The 19,064-nt window shown below is 59.0% G+C and carries 17 protein-coding genes and 1 pseudogene; 3 read left to right on the top strand and 15 right to left on the bottom strand.

Annotated elements, in window-relative coordinates:
* Positions 1-309 precede the first annotated feature (309 nt).
* From A3AY_RS0128045 to alr, 4 genes are all read right to left on the bottom strand, one after another.
* Positions 310-1,779, bottom strand: a complete 1,470-nt coding sequence (locus A3AY_RS0128045; protein ID WP_026203919.1) for an NAD-dependent succinate-semialdehyde dehydrogenase — start codon at positions 1,777-1,779, stop codon at positions 310-312.
* 111 nt (positions 1,780-1,890) lie between these two features.
* Positions 1,891-2,271, bottom strand: a complete 381-nt coding sequence (locus tag A3AY_RS0128040; protein WP_018328998.1) for a RidA family protein — start codon at positions 2,269-2,271, stop codon at positions 1,891-1,893.
* 34 nt (positions 2,272-2,305) lie between these two features.
* Positions 2,306-3,556 carry a D-amino acid dehydrogenase gene (locus A3AY_RS0128035; protein WP_018328997.1) on the bottom strand — a complete coding sequence of 417 codons (1,251 nt, stop codon included), beginning with the start codon at positions 3,554-3,556 and terminating at the stop codon, positions 2,306-2,308.
* Between the two features lie 32 nt (positions 3,557-3,588).
* On the bottom strand, positions 3,589-4,722 hold the full coding sequence (gene alr, locus A3AY_RS0128030; protein ID WP_018328996.1) for an alanine racemase: 1,134 nt from the start codon (positions 4,720-4,722) through the stop codon (positions 3,589-3,591).
* A 125-nt stretch (positions 4,723-4,847) separates the two neighbouring features.
* Here alr and A3AY_RS0128025 point away from each other — a divergent pair, with 125 nt between their 5' ends.
* Positions 4,848-5,327 carry an Lrp/AsnC family transcriptional regulator gene (locus A3AY_RS0128025; protein ID WP_018328995.1) on the top strand — a complete coding sequence of 160 codons (480 nt, stop codon included), beginning with the start codon at positions 4,848-4,850 and terminating at the stop codon, positions 5,325-5,327.
* A 194-nt stretch (positions 5,328-5,521) separates the two neighbouring features.
* Here A3AY_RS0128025 and A3AY_RS36345 read toward each other — a convergent pair whose 3' ends face one another.
* The 9 genes and pseudogenes from A3AY_RS36345 to A3AY_RS0127990 form a co-directional block, all read right to left on the bottom strand.
* Entirely contained in the window at positions 5,522-6,370 is an 849-nt protein-coding gene (locus A3AY_RS36345; protein ID WP_234913102.1) for a M20 metallopeptidase family protein, read from the bottom strand.
* A gap of 19 nt (positions 6,371-6,389) precedes the next feature.
* Complete coding sequence (locus A3AY_RS40875; protein ID WP_018328992.1) at positions 6,390-6,680, bottom strand: zinc-binding metallopeptidase family protein; 291 nt, start codon at positions 6,678-6,680, stop codon at positions 6,390-6,392.
* 86 nt (positions 6,681-6,766) lie between these two features.
* Complete coding sequence (locus A3AY_RS36340; protein ID WP_162709256.1) at positions 6,767-7,774, bottom strand: pyridoxal phosphate-dependent decarboxylase family protein; 1,008 nt, start codon at positions 7,772-7,774, stop codon at positions 6,767-6,769.
* Positions 7,775-8,147: 373 nt separating this feature from the next.
* On the bottom strand, positions 8,148-8,708 hold the full coding sequence (locus tag A3AY_RS0128010; RefSeq protein ID WP_234913112.1) for a hydantoinase/oxoprolinase family protein: 561 nt from the start codon (positions 8,706-8,708) through the stop codon (positions 8,148-8,150).
* Between the two features lie 69 nt (positions 8,709-8,777).
* Positions 8,778-8,897 (bottom strand): annotated as a pseudogene (locus A3AY_RS40870) (IS5/IS1182 family transposase); the annotation flags it as partial.
* A 71-nt stretch (positions 8,898-8,968) separates the two neighbouring features.
* Entirely contained in the window at positions 8,969-10,567 is a 1,599-nt protein-coding gene (tnpC, locus tag A3AY_RS0128005) for an IS66 family transposase (RefSeq protein WP_018328989.1), read from the bottom strand.
* 74 nt (positions 10,568-10,641) lie between these two features.
* Positions 10,642-10,959, bottom strand: coding sequence for an IS66 family insertion sequence element accessory protein TnpB (tnpB, locus tag A3AY_RS0128000; RefSeq protein WP_158539472.1), 318 nt, complete (start codon positions 10,957-10,959; stop codon positions 10,642-10,644).
* A 23-nt stretch (positions 10,960-10,982) separates the two neighbouring features.
* Positions 10,983-11,306 carry a transposase gene (locus A3AY_RS0127995; protein WP_040669324.1) on the bottom strand — a complete coding sequence of 108 codons (324 nt, stop codon included), beginning with the start codon at positions 11,304-11,306 and terminating at the stop codon, positions 10,983-10,985.
* Between the two features lie 649 nt (positions 11,307-11,955).
* On the bottom strand, positions 11,956-12,423 hold the full coding sequence (locus A3AY_RS0127990; protein ID WP_026203917.1) for an Lrp/AsnC family transcriptional regulator: 468 nt from the start codon (positions 12,421-12,423) through the stop codon (positions 11,956-11,958).
* Between the two features lie 153 nt (positions 12,424-12,576).
* Between A3AY_RS0127990 and A3AY_RS0127985 the strand changes: the two genes are divergently transcribed.
* Positions 12,577-13,980, top strand: coding sequence for an aspartate aminotransferase family protein (locus A3AY_RS0127985; protein WP_018328984.1), 1,404 nt, complete (start codon positions 12,577-12,579; stop codon positions 13,978-13,980).
* A gap of 138 nt (positions 13,981-14,118) precedes the next feature.
* Positions 14,119-15,528: an aldehyde dehydrogenase family protein gene (locus A3AY_RS0127980; protein ID WP_018328983.1), complete on the top strand. Its 1,410-nt coding sequence runs from the start codon at positions 14,119-14,121 to the stop codon at positions 15,526-15,528.
* Between the two features lie 1,413 nt (positions 15,529-16,941).
* On the opposite strand, the gene A3AY_RS0127970 is transcribed toward A3AY_RS0127980, so the two are convergent.
* The gene (locus A3AY_RS0127970) at positions 16,942-18,111 is read right to left on the bottom strand and encodes a M24 family metallopeptidase (RefSeq protein ID WP_018328981.1); all 1,170 of its coding nucleotides are present in this window, start codon (positions 18,109-18,111) and stop codon (positions 16,942-16,944) included.
* A 98-nt stretch (positions 18,112-18,209) separates the two neighbouring features.
* Complete coding sequence (locus A3AY_RS40865) at positions 18,210-18,917, bottom strand: aspartate/glutamate racemase family protein (RefSeq protein WP_026203916.1); 708 nt, start codon at positions 18,915-18,917, stop codon at positions 18,210-18,212.
* Between the last annotated feature and the right edge of the window lie 147 nt (positions 18,918-19,064).

The raw sequence follows: 19,064 nt of genomic DNA, 5'->3' as shown, positions 1-19,064 counted from the left end.
GGCGGGCCTGAAGAGACTGACCGCTTGCCCGGTACATCGAGTCAGAGCCGGAACCAGCTTGTCAGGCGAAACGCGGGAATAGAACGCCGCAATCCTGCGTCAATTGACCCGAAAATGCCGGTCGCCGCGCAAAGGTTCGCTGTACCCATATCGTTCAGGTGCATGCGGCAGACTTGAGCACAATATCTGATCGGCTACGCAGAACGTTTGAGATTGGTCGTCAAGGCCTTTGATTTCGCCTCCCAAGCGACTGGCTGCCGTGGAACAAGCTTCGACGGCAGCCTCTTTCCCGCGTGTGGCTGTAGCATTTTAGAGGCTGCCTATGCAAAGGTACTTCATTTCAAGATAGTCCTCGAGACCGTGCCGAGATCCCTCGCGTCCAATGCCGGACTGCTTGACGCCTCCGAAGGGTGCGGCCTCCGATGACATGCGGCCGGTGTTGATGCCGACCATGCCGTATTCCAGCGCCTCGGCCACCCGCCAGACGCGTTTGAGGTTCGAGGCGTAGAAATAGGCGGCGAGGCCATAGATGGTGTCGTTGGCTTCCCGGATCACCTGCTCCGGGTCTTCGAAACGGATGATCGGCGCCAAGGGGCCGAATGTCTCTTCCTGCGCGATACGCATCGAACCGACAACATTGGTGATGACGGTCGGCTCGAAAAATGTTCCCGTGGCACCGATCCGACGACCGCCGCAGCGAACCATTGCTCCCTTTTTGACCGCATCATCGACGTGCACCTCAATCTTCGCCAGAGCGTGAGTGTCGATCAGCGGACCAATGGCGGAGTCCGGTTTGAATCCGTCGCCAACCTGCAGCCGCCTGACGCGTTCGGCGAACCTCTCGGAGAACAGGTGATAGACGCCGGCCTGCACGTAAATGCGATTGGCGGATACACAGGTCTGGCCGCCATTGCGGAACTTGGCTTGAATCGCACCCTCGACGGCATCATCGATGTCGGCGTCGCCGAACACAATGAACGGCGCGTTGCCACCGAGCTCAAAGCTGATCCGCTTGATCTGCTCGGAGCATTGGCGCATCAGCAGCCGGCCGACCTCCGTCGAGCCGGTGAAACTGATCTTGCGAACCTTTGGGTTTGAGCAAAGCGCCTTGCCGACGGCATCGCCATCCGACGCATAGATCAGATTGAGCACGCCGTCGGGGAAACCCGCCACCCGGGCAAGAGCGAACATGGCGCCTGCGACAAGCGGGGTTTGTTCCGCGGGCTTGAGGACAACAGTGCAGCCGGCGGCCAGCGCCGGCGCAATCTTGCGCGCGACCATCGAAGCTGGGAAATTCCAGGGCGTGATCGCGCCGACGACGCCGACAGGCTGCTTGATCACCAGCAGTCGTCTGTCAGTGGATGGCGCCGGGATCGTCTCGCCGTAGATGCGGTTCGCCTCTTCCGCGTACCATTTGACGTACGCCGCAGCATGGGAAATCTCCGACTTCGCCTCGGCAAGCGGCTTGCCCATCTCGCAGGTCAGAATAGCGGCAAGATCATCGATGTGATCGACAATCAGCTGGTGCCATCGCCACAGGATGTCGGAGCGCTCGCGCGCGGTCAGACCCGCCCAATGCTGTCTTGCTGTGTCGGCCCGATCGATCGCGAGCGCGACCTCCGCGGCCTGTATGTCCGGCAGTTCCGCCAGCAATTCGCCGGTGGAGGGATTGTGGACCGGGAAACGGGTGGTGGTTTCGACGGCGCCAACGGCTGCTGCAAGGTCGCCGAACGTCTTGGTATTCTTGATATGCTTTTTGAGCGCCTGCGTAAGGGTCACGGCGTCCTCCTCCTCAACTGGGCTGCCGCCCGTTTCTTCCGCCGTCAAACGACAGAACCGGAGCGGCCCTTCGACCGCTCCGGCTATATGCCGCGTATGGTGCGGGGAAGATTAGCCGACAGCAATGATGGCTTCGATCTCCACCTTGGCGCCTTTCGGCAGAGCTTTCACCTCATAGCAGGCACGCGCCGGGAACGGCTCGGAGAAGAATTCGGCATAGACGCGGTTGACCTCCGCGAAATCGCCAAGGTCGGTCAACAACACCGTGGTCTTGACCGTCTTTGAGAGATCGGTGCCCGCTGCCTTGGCAATGGCGGTCATGTTCTTCAGGCATTGCTCGGCCTGCTTGACCGCATTGTCAGAATTGAACTCGCCGGTGGCAGGGTCGATCGGCAACTGTCCGGACACGAATAGCAGATAGCCGGTCTTGATGGCCTGGGCGTAGGGGCCGACAGCCCCTGGGGCATCGGCGGTGGAAATAGCAGTGATCATATCAGTCTCCGGATAAGAGTTTGTGGGATTGGTGTCAGGCGTAGCGGGCGACCGCGAGGTCGGTGGCGTCGATCTCCGGCTTGCGACCGCTGACGAGATCAGAGATCACCCGGGCCGAACCGGAGCTCATCGTCCAGCCGAGCGTGCCGTGACCGGTGTTGAGATAGAGGCCGGCGACCTTCGTCGGGCCGATGACCGGCGTACCATCGGGCGTCATGGGGCGAAGGCCCGACCAGAAGCTCGCCTTCGACACGTCGCCGCCCGGGAAGAGATCGGTGACGGAGTGCTGGAGCGTCAGGCGGCGGGGCTCGCCGAGATCGTTGGTATAGCCGGAGATTTCCGCCATGCCCCCGACGCGGATGCGGTCGCCGAGCCTGGTGATGGCGATCTTGAAGGTCTCGTCCATCACGGTCGATTCCGGTGCGCGCGAGGCATCGGTGATCGGGATCGTCAGCGAATAGCCCTTGACTGGATAGACAGGCAGGCGGATGCCGTGCGGCCGGACGAGCAGCGGAGAGAAGCTGCCGAGCGCCACCACGACGGCGTCGGCCTGAAGCGTTCCGTGCGCGGTGATGACGCCCTTGACCCGGCCGCCTTCCACGTCAAGACCGCGGATGATGCTGCCGTAGTTGAAGCGCACGCTGAGCTCTTCGGCCTTTTTCGCGAGATCGTTGCTGAACTTGAAGCAGTCGCCGGTTTCGTCCTTCGGCGTCAGCAGGCCGCCGACGATCTTTTCGCGCACATGCTTCAGGGCCGGCTCGACGCCGATGCAGCCATCGCGGTCGAGCACTTCATAGGGAATGCCATCGGCGGCAAGCGCCTTGACGTCCTTGCCCGAGGCGTCGAGTTGGGCCTGCGTCCGGAACAGTTGCAGCGTGCCCTGCATGCGCTCGTCGTACGCAATGCCGGCTTCTGCGCGAAGTGCGGCAAGCGAAACGCGGCTATAGTCGGCGAGCCGCAACATGCGGCTCTTGTTGATCGCATAGCGCTTCGACGTGCAATTCGAAAGCATCTTGATCATCCAGCCAATCATGGCGGCATCGATTTTCGGGCGCAGGATCAGCGGCGCGTGCTCCATGAACAGCCACTTCATCGCCTTCATTGGAATGCCGGGTGCGGCCCAGGGCGAGCAATAGCCGAACGAGACTTCGCCGGCATTGGCAAAGCTCGTTTCCAGTGCCGGGCCTGGCTGACGGTCGATGACCGTCACGTCATGTCCGCTCCTGGCAAGCTGGTAGGCCGAGGTGACGCCGACGATACCGGCGCCGAGAACAACAACTTTCATAATTTCCCCACAGGATAGAGCCGACGAGGCTCTTAGCGATAGTGCCGAAAATAGCGGTGGCCGAGGCTGGTCAGGATCTCGTACGAAATTGTGCCCGCGTCGCGCGCGATGTCTTCGAGCGATTGATGCGGACCGATGACCTCGACGAGGCTCCCGAGACTTAAGGCACCCTCGGGCAGGGCGGACACGTCGACCGTGATGCTGTCCATGGAGACGCGTCCGACGATCGGCAATCGAATGCCATCGTAGTAGACGGCGCCGCGTCCGCTCAAGGACCGCGGGAGGCCATCGGCGTAGCCGGCGGCAATCGTCGCAAGTCGTGCCTCGCCGTCGGTGACATGAACGCCGCTATAGCCGACCTTTGTGCCCGCCGGCACGGTGCGGGTCTGCACAACGGCGACCTCGAGGCTGACGACCGGCTCCATGGGGTTGGGCGCTCCCGCGGTCGGTGCGCCGCCATAAAGTGCGATCCCGGGCCGGGCGAGGACGCCGTGATAAGCGTTGCCCAGGAACACGCCGCCGGAATTCGCAATGGAAATGTCGAAGCCGGCGAATTCGTCGGCGATGCGGCGAATTTCCGCCAGCTGTTCGGCATTTTGTGTCGCATCGAGTTCGTCGGCCGAGGCGAGATGGCTCATGATGAACAGGACTTCGACGGTGCCATTTTCCTCGAGTGCCTTTGCCAGCGTCGGCCTTTCCTCTGGCGGAAAACCGAGGCGTGACATACCGGTGTCGAATTGCAAGACGGCTGGAAGGGTGCGCTTGAGCGAGCGTGCAGCCACACACCAGCGGCGATACTGCTCCAGAGAATTAAGAACGGGTATGATGCCCAACTCGGCGCTCGCCATCTCGGCCCCCGGCTGCAAACCGTTCAGCACAAAGAGCTGCGCATCTGGCGCGAGCGCCAGCCTGAGCTCTTGCGCTTCAACGAACTGGGCGACGAAGAAATGCCGGCAACCTCTTGCATACAGCGCCCGCGACACGCGCTCCGCGCCGAGCCCATAGGCATCCGCTTTGACAACCGCGGCGGCTCGGCCTGGCATGACCATCGCGGCGAGCTTCTCGTAGTTGCGACTGAGCGAAGCGATATCGATCGTCAGATATCCTGTCGCGCCCAAGCCAGCGACGCCGGCGCTTGTATGTTTTGCCGATAGAAGGTTGTTCATCTTCCGCTCCCTAGACTGAGCGAAAGATATGAAATAATCACCGAAAGAGCCTGCGAATTTGCGCTCGAAGCGAGCGAAGATCAGTATAGAATCGCACGATGTGCGGTGTTTTGAAAGATTCTGCCATGACCGCCCTTGATAATATCGACCGGAACATTTTGAGGCTGCTGCGCGTCGATGCGCGCATGAGTAACGCCAAGCTCGCGACCGAGGTTGGCCTGTCACCATCCGCCTGCTTGAGGCGTATCAAGATCATGGAAAACGCCGGGGTGATCCGCGGCTATACCGCGCTCGTCGACACGGCAAGTTCGGACGCAACGATCGCCGTCATCATCAACATCACGCTCGAACGGCAAACGGAAGACTATCTCGACAAGTTTGAGGCGGCGGTGCGCAAGCATCCGGAAATCCGCGAATGCTATCTGATGACCGGTGGATCGGACTATATGCTGCGCGTCGATGTCGAAAGTGCGGGGGCTTTCGAGCGCATACACAAGGAAGTGCTGTCGACGCTGCCCGGTGTGTTGCGGATACACTCCAGCTTCTCGATCCGGGATGTCTTGGCGGCCCGCCAGAAGACGAGGCGAAATTCGGCGACAAGCTGACCGTGGAGCGGGCAAGCGTGCCGCCTTTTTTTAGACTGATTACAACCCAAAATAACAGCGGAGATCTAAAGTGCGTTGTCCCGCCGGGCCACCGAGAACGCTTTGAGGTTAGCTGGCCTGCTGCTTTCGACCGTTCCGCGGGAGCTTATTCTGCTCTGCCCGAATGGTTCTTTCAGGAGTGCAATAGCTGCAAACTATACCGAAGCCAACTCTGCTGTTGGGATGAGTATCTTATCCGAGGCCCCGAATGTCGGCGTATGGACGCCCGCCTCGTTTCCTGGCTCCTGACTGCCGATCCAAAAATAGATCGATGGCACGCAACTGGAGTAAAACCCGAAGTCATCGCTACCGGAGTTCGCTGACCTTTCAGCAAATTTAGACTGACCCAACGTTTGAACGACAAGCCGCCGGAAACTCTCTACCATAGCGATATCGTTGACGACGGGAGGCTCGCCCGCCTGAACGGTGAACTTCGCACTGCCCCGATGCATGGCAGCTACGGCCTCCGCCACCCCACGCACTCGCCGCACCAGCAGCTCCCGACGCTCTGGGCTACTGGTCCGGATTGTTCCTTCCATGACGACCGAAGGGCAGATAATATTAGTCGCCTCCCCGCCATGAATGGTGCCGATAGTTACAATCGCGCCATCGACAACTGGCATCTCGCGCGACACGACCTTCTGAACCTCGTTGATGAAGGCTCCGGCCATCGCAATCGCATCCACCCCTAAATCCGGCGTCGCACCATGCGCCATGGTTCCAATAAGCTCGACTGCAAACTGGTCAGCTGATTTGGTGACGGCGCCAGCACGTGCGCCGAACGACCCTGCGGGGATACCAGTGTGGACATGAAATCCGATCGCGGCGTCGAACCCGTCGAGCAGATTATGTTCGGCTACCGTTCGGCCATCGAGTGGTTCTGCTTCTTCGGCCGGCTGAAAAAACACGCGCACTCGGCCGGAAAATCTCTCTCGCATGCGGTGAAAGGCAAGTGCAACTCCCAAGGCGATCGAACCATGCAGGTCATGGCCGCAGGCGTGCATTACAATGGGAACCTGTGATCTAATATGGCAGATCTTCCCGCTGCTCCTGAATCGGCAAAGCATCGATGTCTCCGCGAAGGGCGATCGAGCGCTTCGGGCCTGGTGCCGACCCCTCGATATCAATATAGAGGCCGGTTTTGTGGAACGTCTTCGCCCCCCTCACGCCGAAGTTCTCAAGCGTTTCGCCGATCCTCTTCTGGGTCGACCACTCGCTATTCGACAATTCCGGCTCGCGATGCATCGCATGACGCATCTGGACCACTGCTTCACGCTCAGCTTCGTTGAGTAGGTAGTTGGTAAGGTTGTGCATTCTCATTCTGCGGTCACGTCGGGTTGCGAAGTCTTGGCTAGCTAGCGTTTCATTTGGTCGCTCATCGTGTCTGGGCAATCCTTAGCTCAGTAGTCAGCCGTGATAGCGCGGCGTTGGGTAGTCGTGCGCGCAGATGGCAGCGCGCGCTCGAAGTCAGCGAAAAACTCGCCAACGCGTCCTTCGTGGGAGACATTGAACATTAGTTGGACCGAGGGAGGCTCGCGCAGCAGGTTCAAGATCCAGCCGGTCTCGCCCATCTTATCCGACAGAACGCTCATGTCGGCTCCGGCTGGTGTGAATGCTATCAGCGATAGCTCCGGGGTACCGATCAGTTCGCAACCCTCAAGCGCGCCAACCTGTTGAATCGCCTCGTCGCGTAGGGCCATGATCCGACGATGCAGATCGACATATCCATCGAAACCGAGATATCGCATAATCGCCCAGGCAGCCGCGACCGGACCTCCTGACCGAGTGCCTGAAAAGGTGTCGGTGGCGTAGAGCCCGCGAGGCCAATCCTCGAAGGTAAAGGTGGAAAAACGCTTCAGGTCGGCATGAGCGAACAGGACGACCGAGGCGCCCTTCAGCGCGAAGCCGTATTTGTGTAGATCCGCCGAGATCGAGGTCACGCCGGCTACTGACAGGTCAAAATCCGGCACGGAACGCCCTAAGGCGCGTACAAACGGCGCCTGGAAACCGCCGACGCAGGCATCGACATGCATGCACAGGCCGCGCTCAAGAGCCAGTCCCGCAAGTTGGGTGATCGGATCGAACAGACCATAGGGGTAGCAGGGGGCCGAGCCCACAATGAGCACAGTGTCGGGAGTGATCGCCTCAGCCATGGCCGTGACGTCTGCCCGAAAATCCTCGCCGACTGGCACCCGTACCGGCGTGATCCCGAGGATCTGTGCATGGCGGTTGAATGCCGGGTGGGCCGTGTTTGGCATAACCATCTGCGGTGCAGTGATGCCATGGCGGGCATGGGCAAGGTCGCGGGCGGCCTTCATTGCCAGGAAGATACTCTCGGTGCCGCCGGAAGTGACGGTGCCCGCTGCATCAGTACCGCCGCCAAGCAGATTGAGTGCGGAAGTGACCAAGTCATCCTGCAGCCGCATGGCGCTTGGAAAGGCTCGCCGGGCCACGGGTTGGTGGATGCATAGCGCTCGAAGGCACTAAGGCCGACTTTGAGCACGTCATCACCGCCATAGTGATTCATGCCTTGCAGCCGACCGTCCTGCCAGGAGACATCTCCTTCCTGTGCCGAGGCGAGTGCGGCTTTGGATGGTCTCCATGTCTTCGCCGCGCACCTTGAGAGCGCCCCGTTTCCATGCGTGGTCCCGAATTGTCATAACACTTCTCCCGATCCTGATCTGAACAGCCTTCTTGAAAACGGCATCTAGGCGACTTTCTCACACGACTGAACGCTGCATTGCGCAGTCCGTAACGTGATGTCTAGCCAACCAAGCTCGTTCACAATGAAACGTCGCCGTCGCCCGCTACGACGGTTGTTGTCTCCGCTTCCAGTATCGCCGGGCCCTCAATGCGGGTGCCAGGTTCCAGATGGGTGATCTGATGCACCGGTACGGTTCGCCAGCCATCAAAGTAAGCCGGGCGCTCCCGCTTCAACACCTGCGATGACAAGCTTCTCTTCGTCGCGCGGTCCTGTAGAGGCTCGGTTACACAGCCAACGGCGGCAACGCGAGCATTAACGAAAACAACCTCCTGATCGGGCGACGAATAGGTATAAAGCTCCTCGTGGCGCTGGTGGAATCTCTCCTCAACGCGCGTGGCAATGCCTGGATCGTCCCAGCGCAAGCCGTCGAGCGAGACATCCATCTCGAAGACCTGCTCGCCGTACCGCATCTCCGCCGACCTTTCAATTCGGATCTCACCTGCGAACCAGCGCCGGAGACGCTCTTCCGCCTGAGCTTCCAGTGTCGCGTACACAGAACGAAGCCCCTCATCCGTCAAGGTCGCTCCATGACTCACGTGCGTTCGGCTCACTTCATAGCGGAGATCACTCCTAAGCATTCCCCATGCGGACAGAACAGAAGCGACCGTGGGAACGATTACTCGGGGAATTTCAAGCTCGCGAGCAACCACGTAGACGATCCCGCTCACCACCCGTCGGTCGTCGACCCGCGCGACACCATGCGAAAGCGGGAAATGCGGCGATATCCGCGCCATCTGGCGCTCGCTCAGCAAAAACAAATCACCCATCACGGCCTCCTTCTCGGAAGCCGTGAATCACATCTCAAGTCAAATTAATAGTAAGCGGTGACGTGAGGCCGTTACTTCTTGAAGTTCCAGGGCATCAGAGCGTCGAGATCGCTTGATGGCCAACCTGCGGCGATACGCTCAAGCGTTTGCGTCAGCCAGGCCAGCGGATCAACTTCGTTCATCTTGGCGGACTGGATGAGCGTAGAGAGTGTGGCCCAAGTCCTTCCGCCCCCTACATTTCCGGCAAATAGGCTGTTCTTCCGAACAATTGCCTGGGGTCTGATTGCACGCTCAACAATGTTGGAGTCTATTTCGATGCGCCCGTCATGGAGGAACTGTTCGAAGGCTTCCCGTCGATGAAGGGCATAGCGAATGGCTTCGGCGAGCTTTGATTTTCCAGAGATGCGGGGCAGCGTGTCCTGCCAGAGTTTGTAGAGATCGGCAACGACTGCAGCGGAGGCCTCCTGGCGGGCGGCTGCGCGAACATCGGGGCTTTGTCCGCGCACCTTTTCCTCAATCGACCAAAGTGCGCCCATCTTTTCGATTGTCGCCGTTGCCACCTTGGAACTGTCGTTCGCGTGCAGTTCGTAAAACCGACGGCGACCATGCGCCCAGCATCCTGCCAATAGAGCGCCATCGTTTCCGCGGTCGGGGCGGGCAACACGGTTATAGGCAGTGTATCCGTCGATTTGCAGGATACCGCGATAGCCTTCGAGATGCCGCGCGACACAATCGCCGGATCGACTGTCTTCAAAACGATAGGCCACCATCGGCGGACCACTGCCGCCGAACGGTCGATCGTCCCGCGCGTACGCCCATAAATACGCTGTCTTTGCCGACCCCGATCCGGGAACAAGTGTCGGTAATGTCGTCTCGTCGGCGAATATTCGTTCACCTCGTTTGATCTGGCTGAAGGTGTAGTCCGCGAGGATCTCGAGTTCGAACCCGAGCTTACCCATCCACCGCGCCATGATACCGCGCTCGACCTCGACATGGTCGCGCAGGAAGATCGCCTCCTGTCGATAGAGCGGCAACCCGTCGCCATATTTGGAGACCGCGATATAGGCGAGCAGCGCTTCCGTCGGAATGCCGCTTTCGACGATATGCGCCGGGGCTGAGGCCTGGATGACGCCGTCTTCGTTCTTGAAGGCATACTTCGGGCGATGGGTGACGATCACCCGGAACTTCGGCGGAATGACATCAAGCCGCTCGGAGGTATCTTCCCCGATCAGGACCTTCTGTTTGCCAGCGTGTTCGGGCAGTTCGTCCGGCTCGATGACTACATGGACCCGCTCCAGGTGCGGCGGGAAGCCCTTGCGCGGGCGCGGCGCACGCTTTGCAGCGCCTGGATTGCGGCCCTTGGAAACCAGCGCCTCAATCGCGGCAATGCCAATGTCGATTTCTTCGAAGACAAACGCGCCCTGTTCGTCCAGGTCTGCCTCGATGGACTTGCCCTGCTTTTCCGAACGGCGGCCATACCTGTATCGATTGAAAGCTTTGAGGATCAGCTTCAACTTGGCGATCTGTTCGTCCGCGTCCGTATTGCGGGCCTTCAGATCAGCGACTTCGTCTTCCAGAACATCGGCGCGCGCAGCCTTTGCTGCCATCGCCATGACCATGGCTTTCAGCGCATCAACGTCATCAGGAAGCTCGAGATCGGCTGGTTTCATGCCCTTATGTAGAGCATGTTTCGGCGAGATTTACCCTCAGTTTCAGCCGCCTGATTCACTCTGCCGCAGGGCTTTTACCCAACAAATTCCGGTCGTTTCACCGTAGCCGAGCGGACCCGTTTCCAGTCCATGCCGTCAACGAGTGCAAGCAGTTGCGCGTGATTGAGCTGCACGCGGGCCGGTCCGATCTTCGGCCAGACGAACTGATTTTTTTCGAGCCGCTTCGAATATAGGCAGACGCCTGAGCCATCCCACCAGGCGATCTTTATTCTGTCTGCTCTTTTGGCGCGGAAAACGTAGAGCGAGCCATTGAAGGGATCACTTCCAGCATCACGCACCAGCGCCAAAAGACTGTCTGGACCTTTGCGGAAGTCAACGGGATGACTGGCCAAGAACACCTTCGTACCAGCCGGTATCATGCAGAGCGTACCGCGCGGATCAGCCTGACGAGATGTGGCTCGTCGATCGCGACATTCACCCGGATCACAGCGTCGCCGATCATGATGTCCGCGGTGGAGCTTTCGCCCCGAGCCGTATCAACAACAGCCTCCGCTTTCAGTCGGGCATTGCGCCGCCACGTGAACAATTGCGATGGGTCGATCCCTATGCGCCTCGCTATCGCAGAAACGCTCGCACCTGGCTCCATGCTTTCGGCTACCGCCTGAGCCTTCAACTCATTTGACCAACGTCGAACCTCTCGCGGCGCGCCCTCCAGGCGACCCGCAACGGCTTCGATCATATGGAACGTTCTATGTTCGGACATAGGTTCAGACATAGCAATTCATACCAAGCTCATTCCCTGAGCTCACACGAATAAGCCCGATCCACCGCTATCGCCAGACGGGGTCAATGCACCGCTTACAATTAATAGGTCCTGAGCCTAGTTAAAGTCAGTAGAAGGCGACCACCGCAAAGGTCAAATGCAGATTCAAGATCCGTTCCATCTGCATTCCAGATGGCTAGAGTGAGTTTAGCCCGAATTACAATATTAAGGGTACTTTGCCAGCCGCGTATTTACGTTCAGACATTTACCATTTTCACCGCGGATCGGTTAAGCACCGAGGTATGTTTGAGCTCGTGGCACCACTGTACAGTCTTTGGCTGCGCTGAGGTCGGCGGCGGCACACCGGGCCGGATTGCATTTGGTGGCGAGACCGGCGTTCGCAACGGACCCATTTCCCTTGGATAAACGAATGGCGAGGCAATCATCCCAACCCTGGAGCAACGCCTCCAGTTTCATTGCTTCCACGCTGTCGTCAGACAAGGCCAAACCGTCCGCAAGTGGGCTCAATGCCAATGGAACAGGGGGCATGATCTTTCGGTCGGCGCAGCTCAGCCCTGCTTATACCTTCGAAAAAAAGCGAAGGTTCAGTGATGCACGAACCAGATCAAGATTCGATCGGTAAAACAAAACTCGCTTTCACGCGATCCATGACAACCATTGTTTTGAAACCCTTGATATCGTGGTTCTCGTAAAAAAAACGACGGGTGAATTGCTCATACTCTTCCATATCCTTCGCAGTGACGATCAGAAGAAAGTCCGCATCTCCCGTGACATAATATCCGATCATGACCTCGCTTGTATTGCGTATGGCCGCTTTGAATCGGTCGACGATATCAGCTCTTTCGCGCTCAAGCGAAACGAGCACGATCATCGTGACCTGTCTACCGACAGCCTTTGGTGACACAATCGAAACGTCCGCCTCAATAACGCCCTCCGACCGAAGCCGCCTTAAGCGACGCTGACATGCTGTTGGGGAAAGGTTGACCAAGCCCGCTAGCTCTTCGGATGTGAGACGGTTGTTACTCTGAACTGCTCGTAGAAGCGCGAGATCTGCACGATCAAGGTCAGCCATTCGAAATCCTGCGTGTTGAGAGACAAATATGCAGGATTCCTGCATATTCAGAATTTAAAAAGCCGTCAAACGACTCCCGGCAAGTTCTAGTCTGAATCTACAGAATTTCGGTGGCGCAGCTGCGCCTGGACTGCGAGCCAAAAGGAATCGACCGTGACCATCAACATCAAAGACATCGCTGAGAAAGATCGCAACTCGGTCCTGCATCCTTTCACGCAGCTGAAGGACTTTGCGACTGGCAAGCTCGGTGAGCCGACGATCGTCGAGACGGGCAGGGGCATCCGCATCCAGGATGCGCATGGCAATCAGCTGATCGACGGTTTTGCCGGTCTCTACTGCGTCAATGTCGGCTATGGTCGCACCGAGGTTGCCGAGGCGATCTCGCGCCAGGCCTATCGCCTGGCCTATTACCACTCTTATGCTGCCCACACGACCGACGAGCTTGCCATCCTCTCCGATCGCCTGGTGAAGATGGCGCCGGGCAAGATGAGCAAGGTATTCTACGGCATGTCCGGCTCGGACGCCAACGAGACCCAGGCCAAGCTCGTCTGGTACTACAACAACCTACGTGGTAAGCCGACGAAGAAGAAGATCATCTCGCGTGAACGCGGCTATCACGGCTGCAGTGTAGTCTCCGGTTCGATGACCGGGATGAGCTTCTATCACGACCATATGGACCTGCCGCTGCCGCAGATCGATCATGCCGGTGTTCCGCACCACTACTGGGGCGCCAATCCCGGCGAAACCGAGCGTGAGTTCTCGGCCCGTCGTGCAGCCGAGCTCGACGAAATGATCGAGACGCTCGGGCCGGACAATGTCGGCGCCTTCATCGCCGAACCGGTGCTTGGTACCGGTGGCATCACGCCGCCGCCGGAAGGCTACTGGGAAGCGATCCAGGCGGTGCTCAAGAAACACGACGTGCTGTTGATCGCCGACGAAGTCATCACCGGCTTCGGCCGCACCGGCTCGATGTTCGGCTCGCATCACTATGGCATCGAACCCGACCTGATCACCGTCGCCAAGGGTCTGACCTCGGCATACTTCCCGCTTTCGGCCTCGATCGTTGGTGAGAAGGTCTACAAGGTCATGGAAGAGGGGGCAGACAGGGTCGGCGCCTTCTCGCACGGCTATACCTATTCCGGTCACCCGATTGGTGCGGCGGCTGCCAACGCCGTCCTCGACATCGTCGAGAAGGAAGACCTGCCCGGAAACGCCCGTGAAGTCGGCGCCTACTTCCAGGCCCAGTTGAAGGACAAGTTCGCGCAACTGCCGATCGTCGGCGAAGTGCGCGGCGTCGGCCTGATGGGCGCCATCGAGTTCGTCGGCGACCGGGAGAACAAGAAGCGCTTCGATCCATCGCTGAAGGTCGGCGCCCGCGTGTCCAAGGCTGCCCGCGACCGGGGCCTGATTGCCCGCGCCATGCCGCATGGCGACATCCTGGGCTTTGCCCCGCCGCTCGTCACCACCAAGGCTGAGATCGACGAGATCGTCTCGATCGCCGAAAAGGCCGTGCGCTCCGTCATGGACGACCTGGTTCGCGACGGCCAGAAGATCTGACCGACAAGCGGTCGGTCGCTCCGACCGCAACCAATGCAGTCATGGAATCGAGAACAGGGCAGGGACCTCTCCTTGCCCTGACCGACCAACTCAGCCGCCGCGGAGGTGGCACATTATCACGCAAGAGGAAGCCGGCCTATGACCGCTGCCAAACTTCATATCACCACCAGCTTGGCGCCGATCACTGTTTACAGCCCCTACGATGGGTCTGTCCTCGGAACGATTGACGCCACGGATGCGAGCGAGATTAGCGAACTTCTGGCCCGCGCCCGTCGCGGGGCCGAACTCTCCAGCAAGCTGCCGCGTCACAAGCGTGCGAGCATTCTGGAAGGCGCCGCGCAGATCATCGAGAGCCGCCGTGAGGCGTTTGCCGAAACCATCGTCCGCGAAGCCGGCAAGACAATCGTCCAGGCGCGCAAGGAAGTGCTTCGCTGCGTCAACACGCTGAAGCTGTCTGCCGAAGAGGCAAAACGCAATGCCGGCGAGATCGTGCCGTTCGATGCCTATGTCGGATCGGAACAGCGCCAGGGCTGGTTCACACGCGAGCCGCTCGGCATCATCACTGCCATTACGCCCTACAACGACCCGCTGAACCTGGTGGCGCACAAGCTTGGTCCGGCGATCGCCGGTGGCAACGCGGTGCTGCTGAAGCCGTCGAACCTGACGCCATTTTCCTCGATCAACCTTGTCGATGCCCTGGTCGAAGCCGGCTTGCCGCGCGAGATCATCACCCTAGTTCACGGCGATAGGGAAATTGTCACAGCCCTGGTCTCGGCACGCGACGTCCGCATGGTCTCTTTTACCGGTGGATTTGCCACGGGCGAGGCCATCAGCCGCAAGGCGGGCCTGAAGAAGCTCGCTATGGAGCTCGGCGGCAATGCGCCTGTTGTCGTCATGAACGACTGCGACATCGACAAGGCGGTCGAAGGCTGCGTGTCGGGCGCCTTCTGGGCCGCCGGCCAGAACTGCATCGGCGCCCAACGTGTCCTCGTGCAGGCTGACATTTATGAGCGGTTCCGCGATGCCTTCGTCGCCGCGACGAAGAAGCTCAAGGCCGGCGATCCTCTGCGAGAGGACACGGACGTGGGTCCGATGATCTCGAAGGATGTGGCCGAACGCACGGAGGCATCAGTTAACGAGGCCATCGCTGCGGGCGCCAAACTGCTCTGCGGTCACAAACGTGACGGCTCGCTCTATCAGCCGACGGTGCTGGAGGGCACACCGGTGACCTGCCGCCTGTGGCACGAGGAGGTGTTTGCGCCTGTCGTCATGCTCGCACCGTTCGCGACGCTCGATGAAGCAATCGAGCTCGCCAATGAGCCCGAATACAGCCTGCACGCCGGCATCTTCACCGGCAACCTCAATGTCGCACTGGACGCGGCAAACCGCATCGAGGCCGGCGGGGTGATGATCAACGATAGCTCCGACTACCGCTTCGACGCCATGCCGTTCGGTGGCTCCAAATACGGCTCCATGGGCCGCGAAGGCGTGCACTTCGCCTATGAGGAAATGACACAGCCGAAGGTCGTTTGCATCAATCGCGGGTGATGCGCGTGGCAGCATGTGCCCCTATTCCTTTGCCCCAAAGGCAGGGAGACCGTCGAAGACGATCTCGCGCCAGTCCGTGTTTTCCCCTTGCCTGGCAGGGATGAGTCAGCTGAGAGCTCGTAAGAAGTCAGTGCAAGGGGGTCTCATATGCGCAGATTGCGTAACACCTTGAGCACCCAAAAACTGACGAGAAAAAGTACATCATAACGCTCGTTGCTGACGCGCATGAGGCGGACCGTTATCTCAAAGTTCATCGCAGCCTTTGCCGGCGATGTTAGAGTTGAAGTCCGCGTGCTCGCCATGTTGCACTTGGTTGGAGGCTAATCCCAGAACGGTATATTCGCGACGGCAGCTGCAAGCTGTCGCATAGTCAACGACGTCAGACGCAGGCTCGGTTTGGTTCGGATCAACCTGTTCGATGTTCAATGCGTGAGAGTTGTCTCTCCCGGCGCATGACATCGCTTGCGCAACGGCCCCGATCGCGTTTTGCTTTTCGAATAAAGGCCGATAGATGCGCAGTTGATCAAACGACGGACGGTAGGAGGGGCGCTAGATTCCCGCCGTCAACGTCTAATTCCGGTTGTGTCTCGGCTCGCAGCTGTGGCGATGTATTCGGCAAATTGAAATCGTGCACATACGATGTACAGATCCGATCCTCGATGTTTCACCACAACGCATGGACTTGGATTTAAGGACCAGCATACACTGCGGGCCCTCTTGTCATCCAAGGGCCTGCAACGTCGCGGGCGCTGGCGGAACAGGACTAAGACGAAAGTAACAAGCGCTATCCGCTCCACTCGGGGGAGCCCGACACAGTTCGATTCTACAAGCAGATCTATGCGAAGATCGATCAAGGGGCTGCACCCACATATATTGCTCGACGGGATAGATCGACGCGCAGCTGTCGCCCGCGAATTGCGCGCGCTGCTGAACTATCACGGATCATGAAGCTCATCCCGGTCGGGCTCGCGGGCGTTTCGCCGCTGTGTTGCCGCACACCGAATTCCGATGTCAGCAACTCGTTGGGGACCAAGTTCGCCTCTAAATCCGCCCTGGACAAGAGGCAGATGAGCCAAGAAAACCCCAGACGATATCAAAGCGAAGGAGTGTGGGGGCTTCCTTCACAGCCCGTCTTGGTCAGCGAGACGCCGAGGCGCGATGCCTTGTAGATGAGCGCTCCAAGGACTGAATGTAGGACAGTTTGCGCGGGTTTGTACCGACAACGACATATCCCGACAAAGCACCGGCCAACATCTAAATCGGCCAGTGCTCAATTCTGCCAGCTACGCTTGCCTACGACCGAGGGCGCGCGACAGTAGGGCGATCAGTCAGCGAGCACCGTAGCGCGCAACCCAACGATGGAGCCGACCGGTTGCCGTCTGAAACCGTCTGATCGGTTGGTTTGTGCGCGAACTAGATTTCAAAAATCTCACGCGGGAGTGCGGAGAAGGTCTCGACTCCGCCTTCGGTAACGCGAAATGTTTCGCTGATCACGTAGCCGAAGTCTTCGTCAATCCAATTCCCTAGCATCAGGTGGAACGTCATGTTCGGCTGAAGCACCGTATGGTCATCCTCCCTCAGGCTGGCCGTAGGTTCGGTCCAGTCGATCCCGATCGCATAGCCGCATCGCGATTCTTTCTCCAGTCCATGCTTCTTTAGCGTGGTGTTGAAAGCGACGGCGACATCGCCACAGGTGGCGCCCGGTTTGACGGCAGAAAGTGCGGCCTCCATGCCAGCAACCTCGGCGTCGTGGACCCGGCGAAGGCGATCTGACGGCTTACCGATCGAGTAGGTCCGCATCAGGGCCGAGACATAACCGTGACGTACACCGCCCATCTCAAGGTTAATTTGCGATCCCTGGCGGAAAACATCTTCGGTCCAGATAATGTGCGCAGTGCCCGAACGCGGCGAGGCACAAATGAAAACTCGCCTCAAATCTGTGCCGACTTTGCCATTGACGCCGCGAACCAGCGTCGCGATGATTTCTGCAGCAGCATCCGCCTCTCTTACGCCCGGACGCATTACTTCTTTCCCTGTCAGCATTCCTGCGTCCGTAATCGCGGCGGCTTCTCGCATCATCTCGATTTCGAGATCTGACTTGACCAGTCGGATCCAGGGCACTTCGTTGCTGAAGTCTGCTAATTTTGTCCCCGGAGCCCCGGCCTGGAACCTGTCGATCAACTTCGCCGAGAGTAAGTTGTTTTCAAGCGCTAATCTCCCACCACCGAGGCCGTCGTCTCGCAGGAAATTAATTAGAGCGTCGAAGCCGTCCTTGTCAGGGTCAGCGATCAGAGCTTCGGGGTAGCCAATTACCCGGTCCCTTTCCATAAACGTCTGATGCACCGCCGCCGGCGCATCCATACGACGCGTCAAGAATGTTGGCTCTTCATCTTTCAAGGAGATGACGAGGCCTTGTGGAATGTACGCCGACTTGGCTGTGTAACCACATAGATAAGTGATGTCTGCAGGGGAGGTGATCAATAACGAAGTGACCTCGCGTTGTTCCATTTTAGCCTTAACAAGGGCCAGCCTTCGCAGATACTCGGCCCGTGGAAACGCTTGCGGTCCTTTTGGCATAGTCATGAGGTAACTTCCTTTCTTATTGCAGTTGAACGCACAAGCTCTCACTGCGTCATTGTGAACTGATTTCGGAAACCCAGCCCGACCTTTTTCTGCGCAACTCAGGCTATGGATGCCATTGTCATCCGGCAAAGATCGGTGATGTCGTAAACGGGCAGGTTCGCGGTTCGCCGGATCGCGGACGCGACCGTCGGAAATCCCGCGCATTCGAACAGAATAACTGCTATCTCGGGATGCGCGCCCCGGAGCCGTGCGATGCAGTCGGCAACATCTGACTCGATCGCTTTAATGTCCATTGGTGGCGCTGGACGCTTTAGCTCGTCATGCCAATACTTACCGCCTTCAATGCCTCCAATCACGACCCTCGCCCGCTCGGCTGGGTCAGCAACCCCAAGCAAGTCTTCGCTCAGATGCTTCGAGTCATAGGTCAAGACAGCGATTTTGCCCGGCGCCGGCACTTGCCGTAGCAGTGCTGGCAACAGGATCAGGCTTGACATAACAACAGGCACTTTGACAGCGGCCGCCACCGCCGATTGATGTCGGATTGAGAAGCCGCAAGTTGAGCTTATCGCGGCAGCACCTCGTTCGACCAAGCGGTTGGCGGCCGCTATATAGGCTGGCTCGAGTGCCGGATCACCAGAAACGACATTTTCAACCCAAGCTCCCGCTACGATCTCCTGGATCGCTGGGAATTCAAACGAAGACGGATTGAGTATCGAGCCGGGCGCGGGCGTCGGCGGCTTGCCCCCCGGCGGTACCCCTCGTTCGAGGGTTAGAATTCCGAGAGACCGTGTCGTTCGTGAAGTCATGAAGTACTTTCCCCTAAAGTTGTCTCGTGTACGCATTTCGGCAGGCCTCTCGCGCAGATACCACTTTCAGCCATCTCCGCGGCACGAGAGATGTCGCGCGCCGCGGTGCTGATCATGGCTTTGATACCTCCAGGCTTTGTCAGGTCT

The organism is Rhizobium giardinii bv. giardinii H152, assembly GCF_000379605.1.
Taxonomy (GTDB): domain Bacteria; phylum Pseudomonadota; class Alphaproteobacteria; order Rhizobiales; family Rhizobiaceae; genus Pararhizobium; species Pararhizobium giardinii.
The sequence above is the reverse complement of the archived record's forward strand: the minus strand, read 5'-3'. Positions and strand labels throughout refer to the sequence as shown.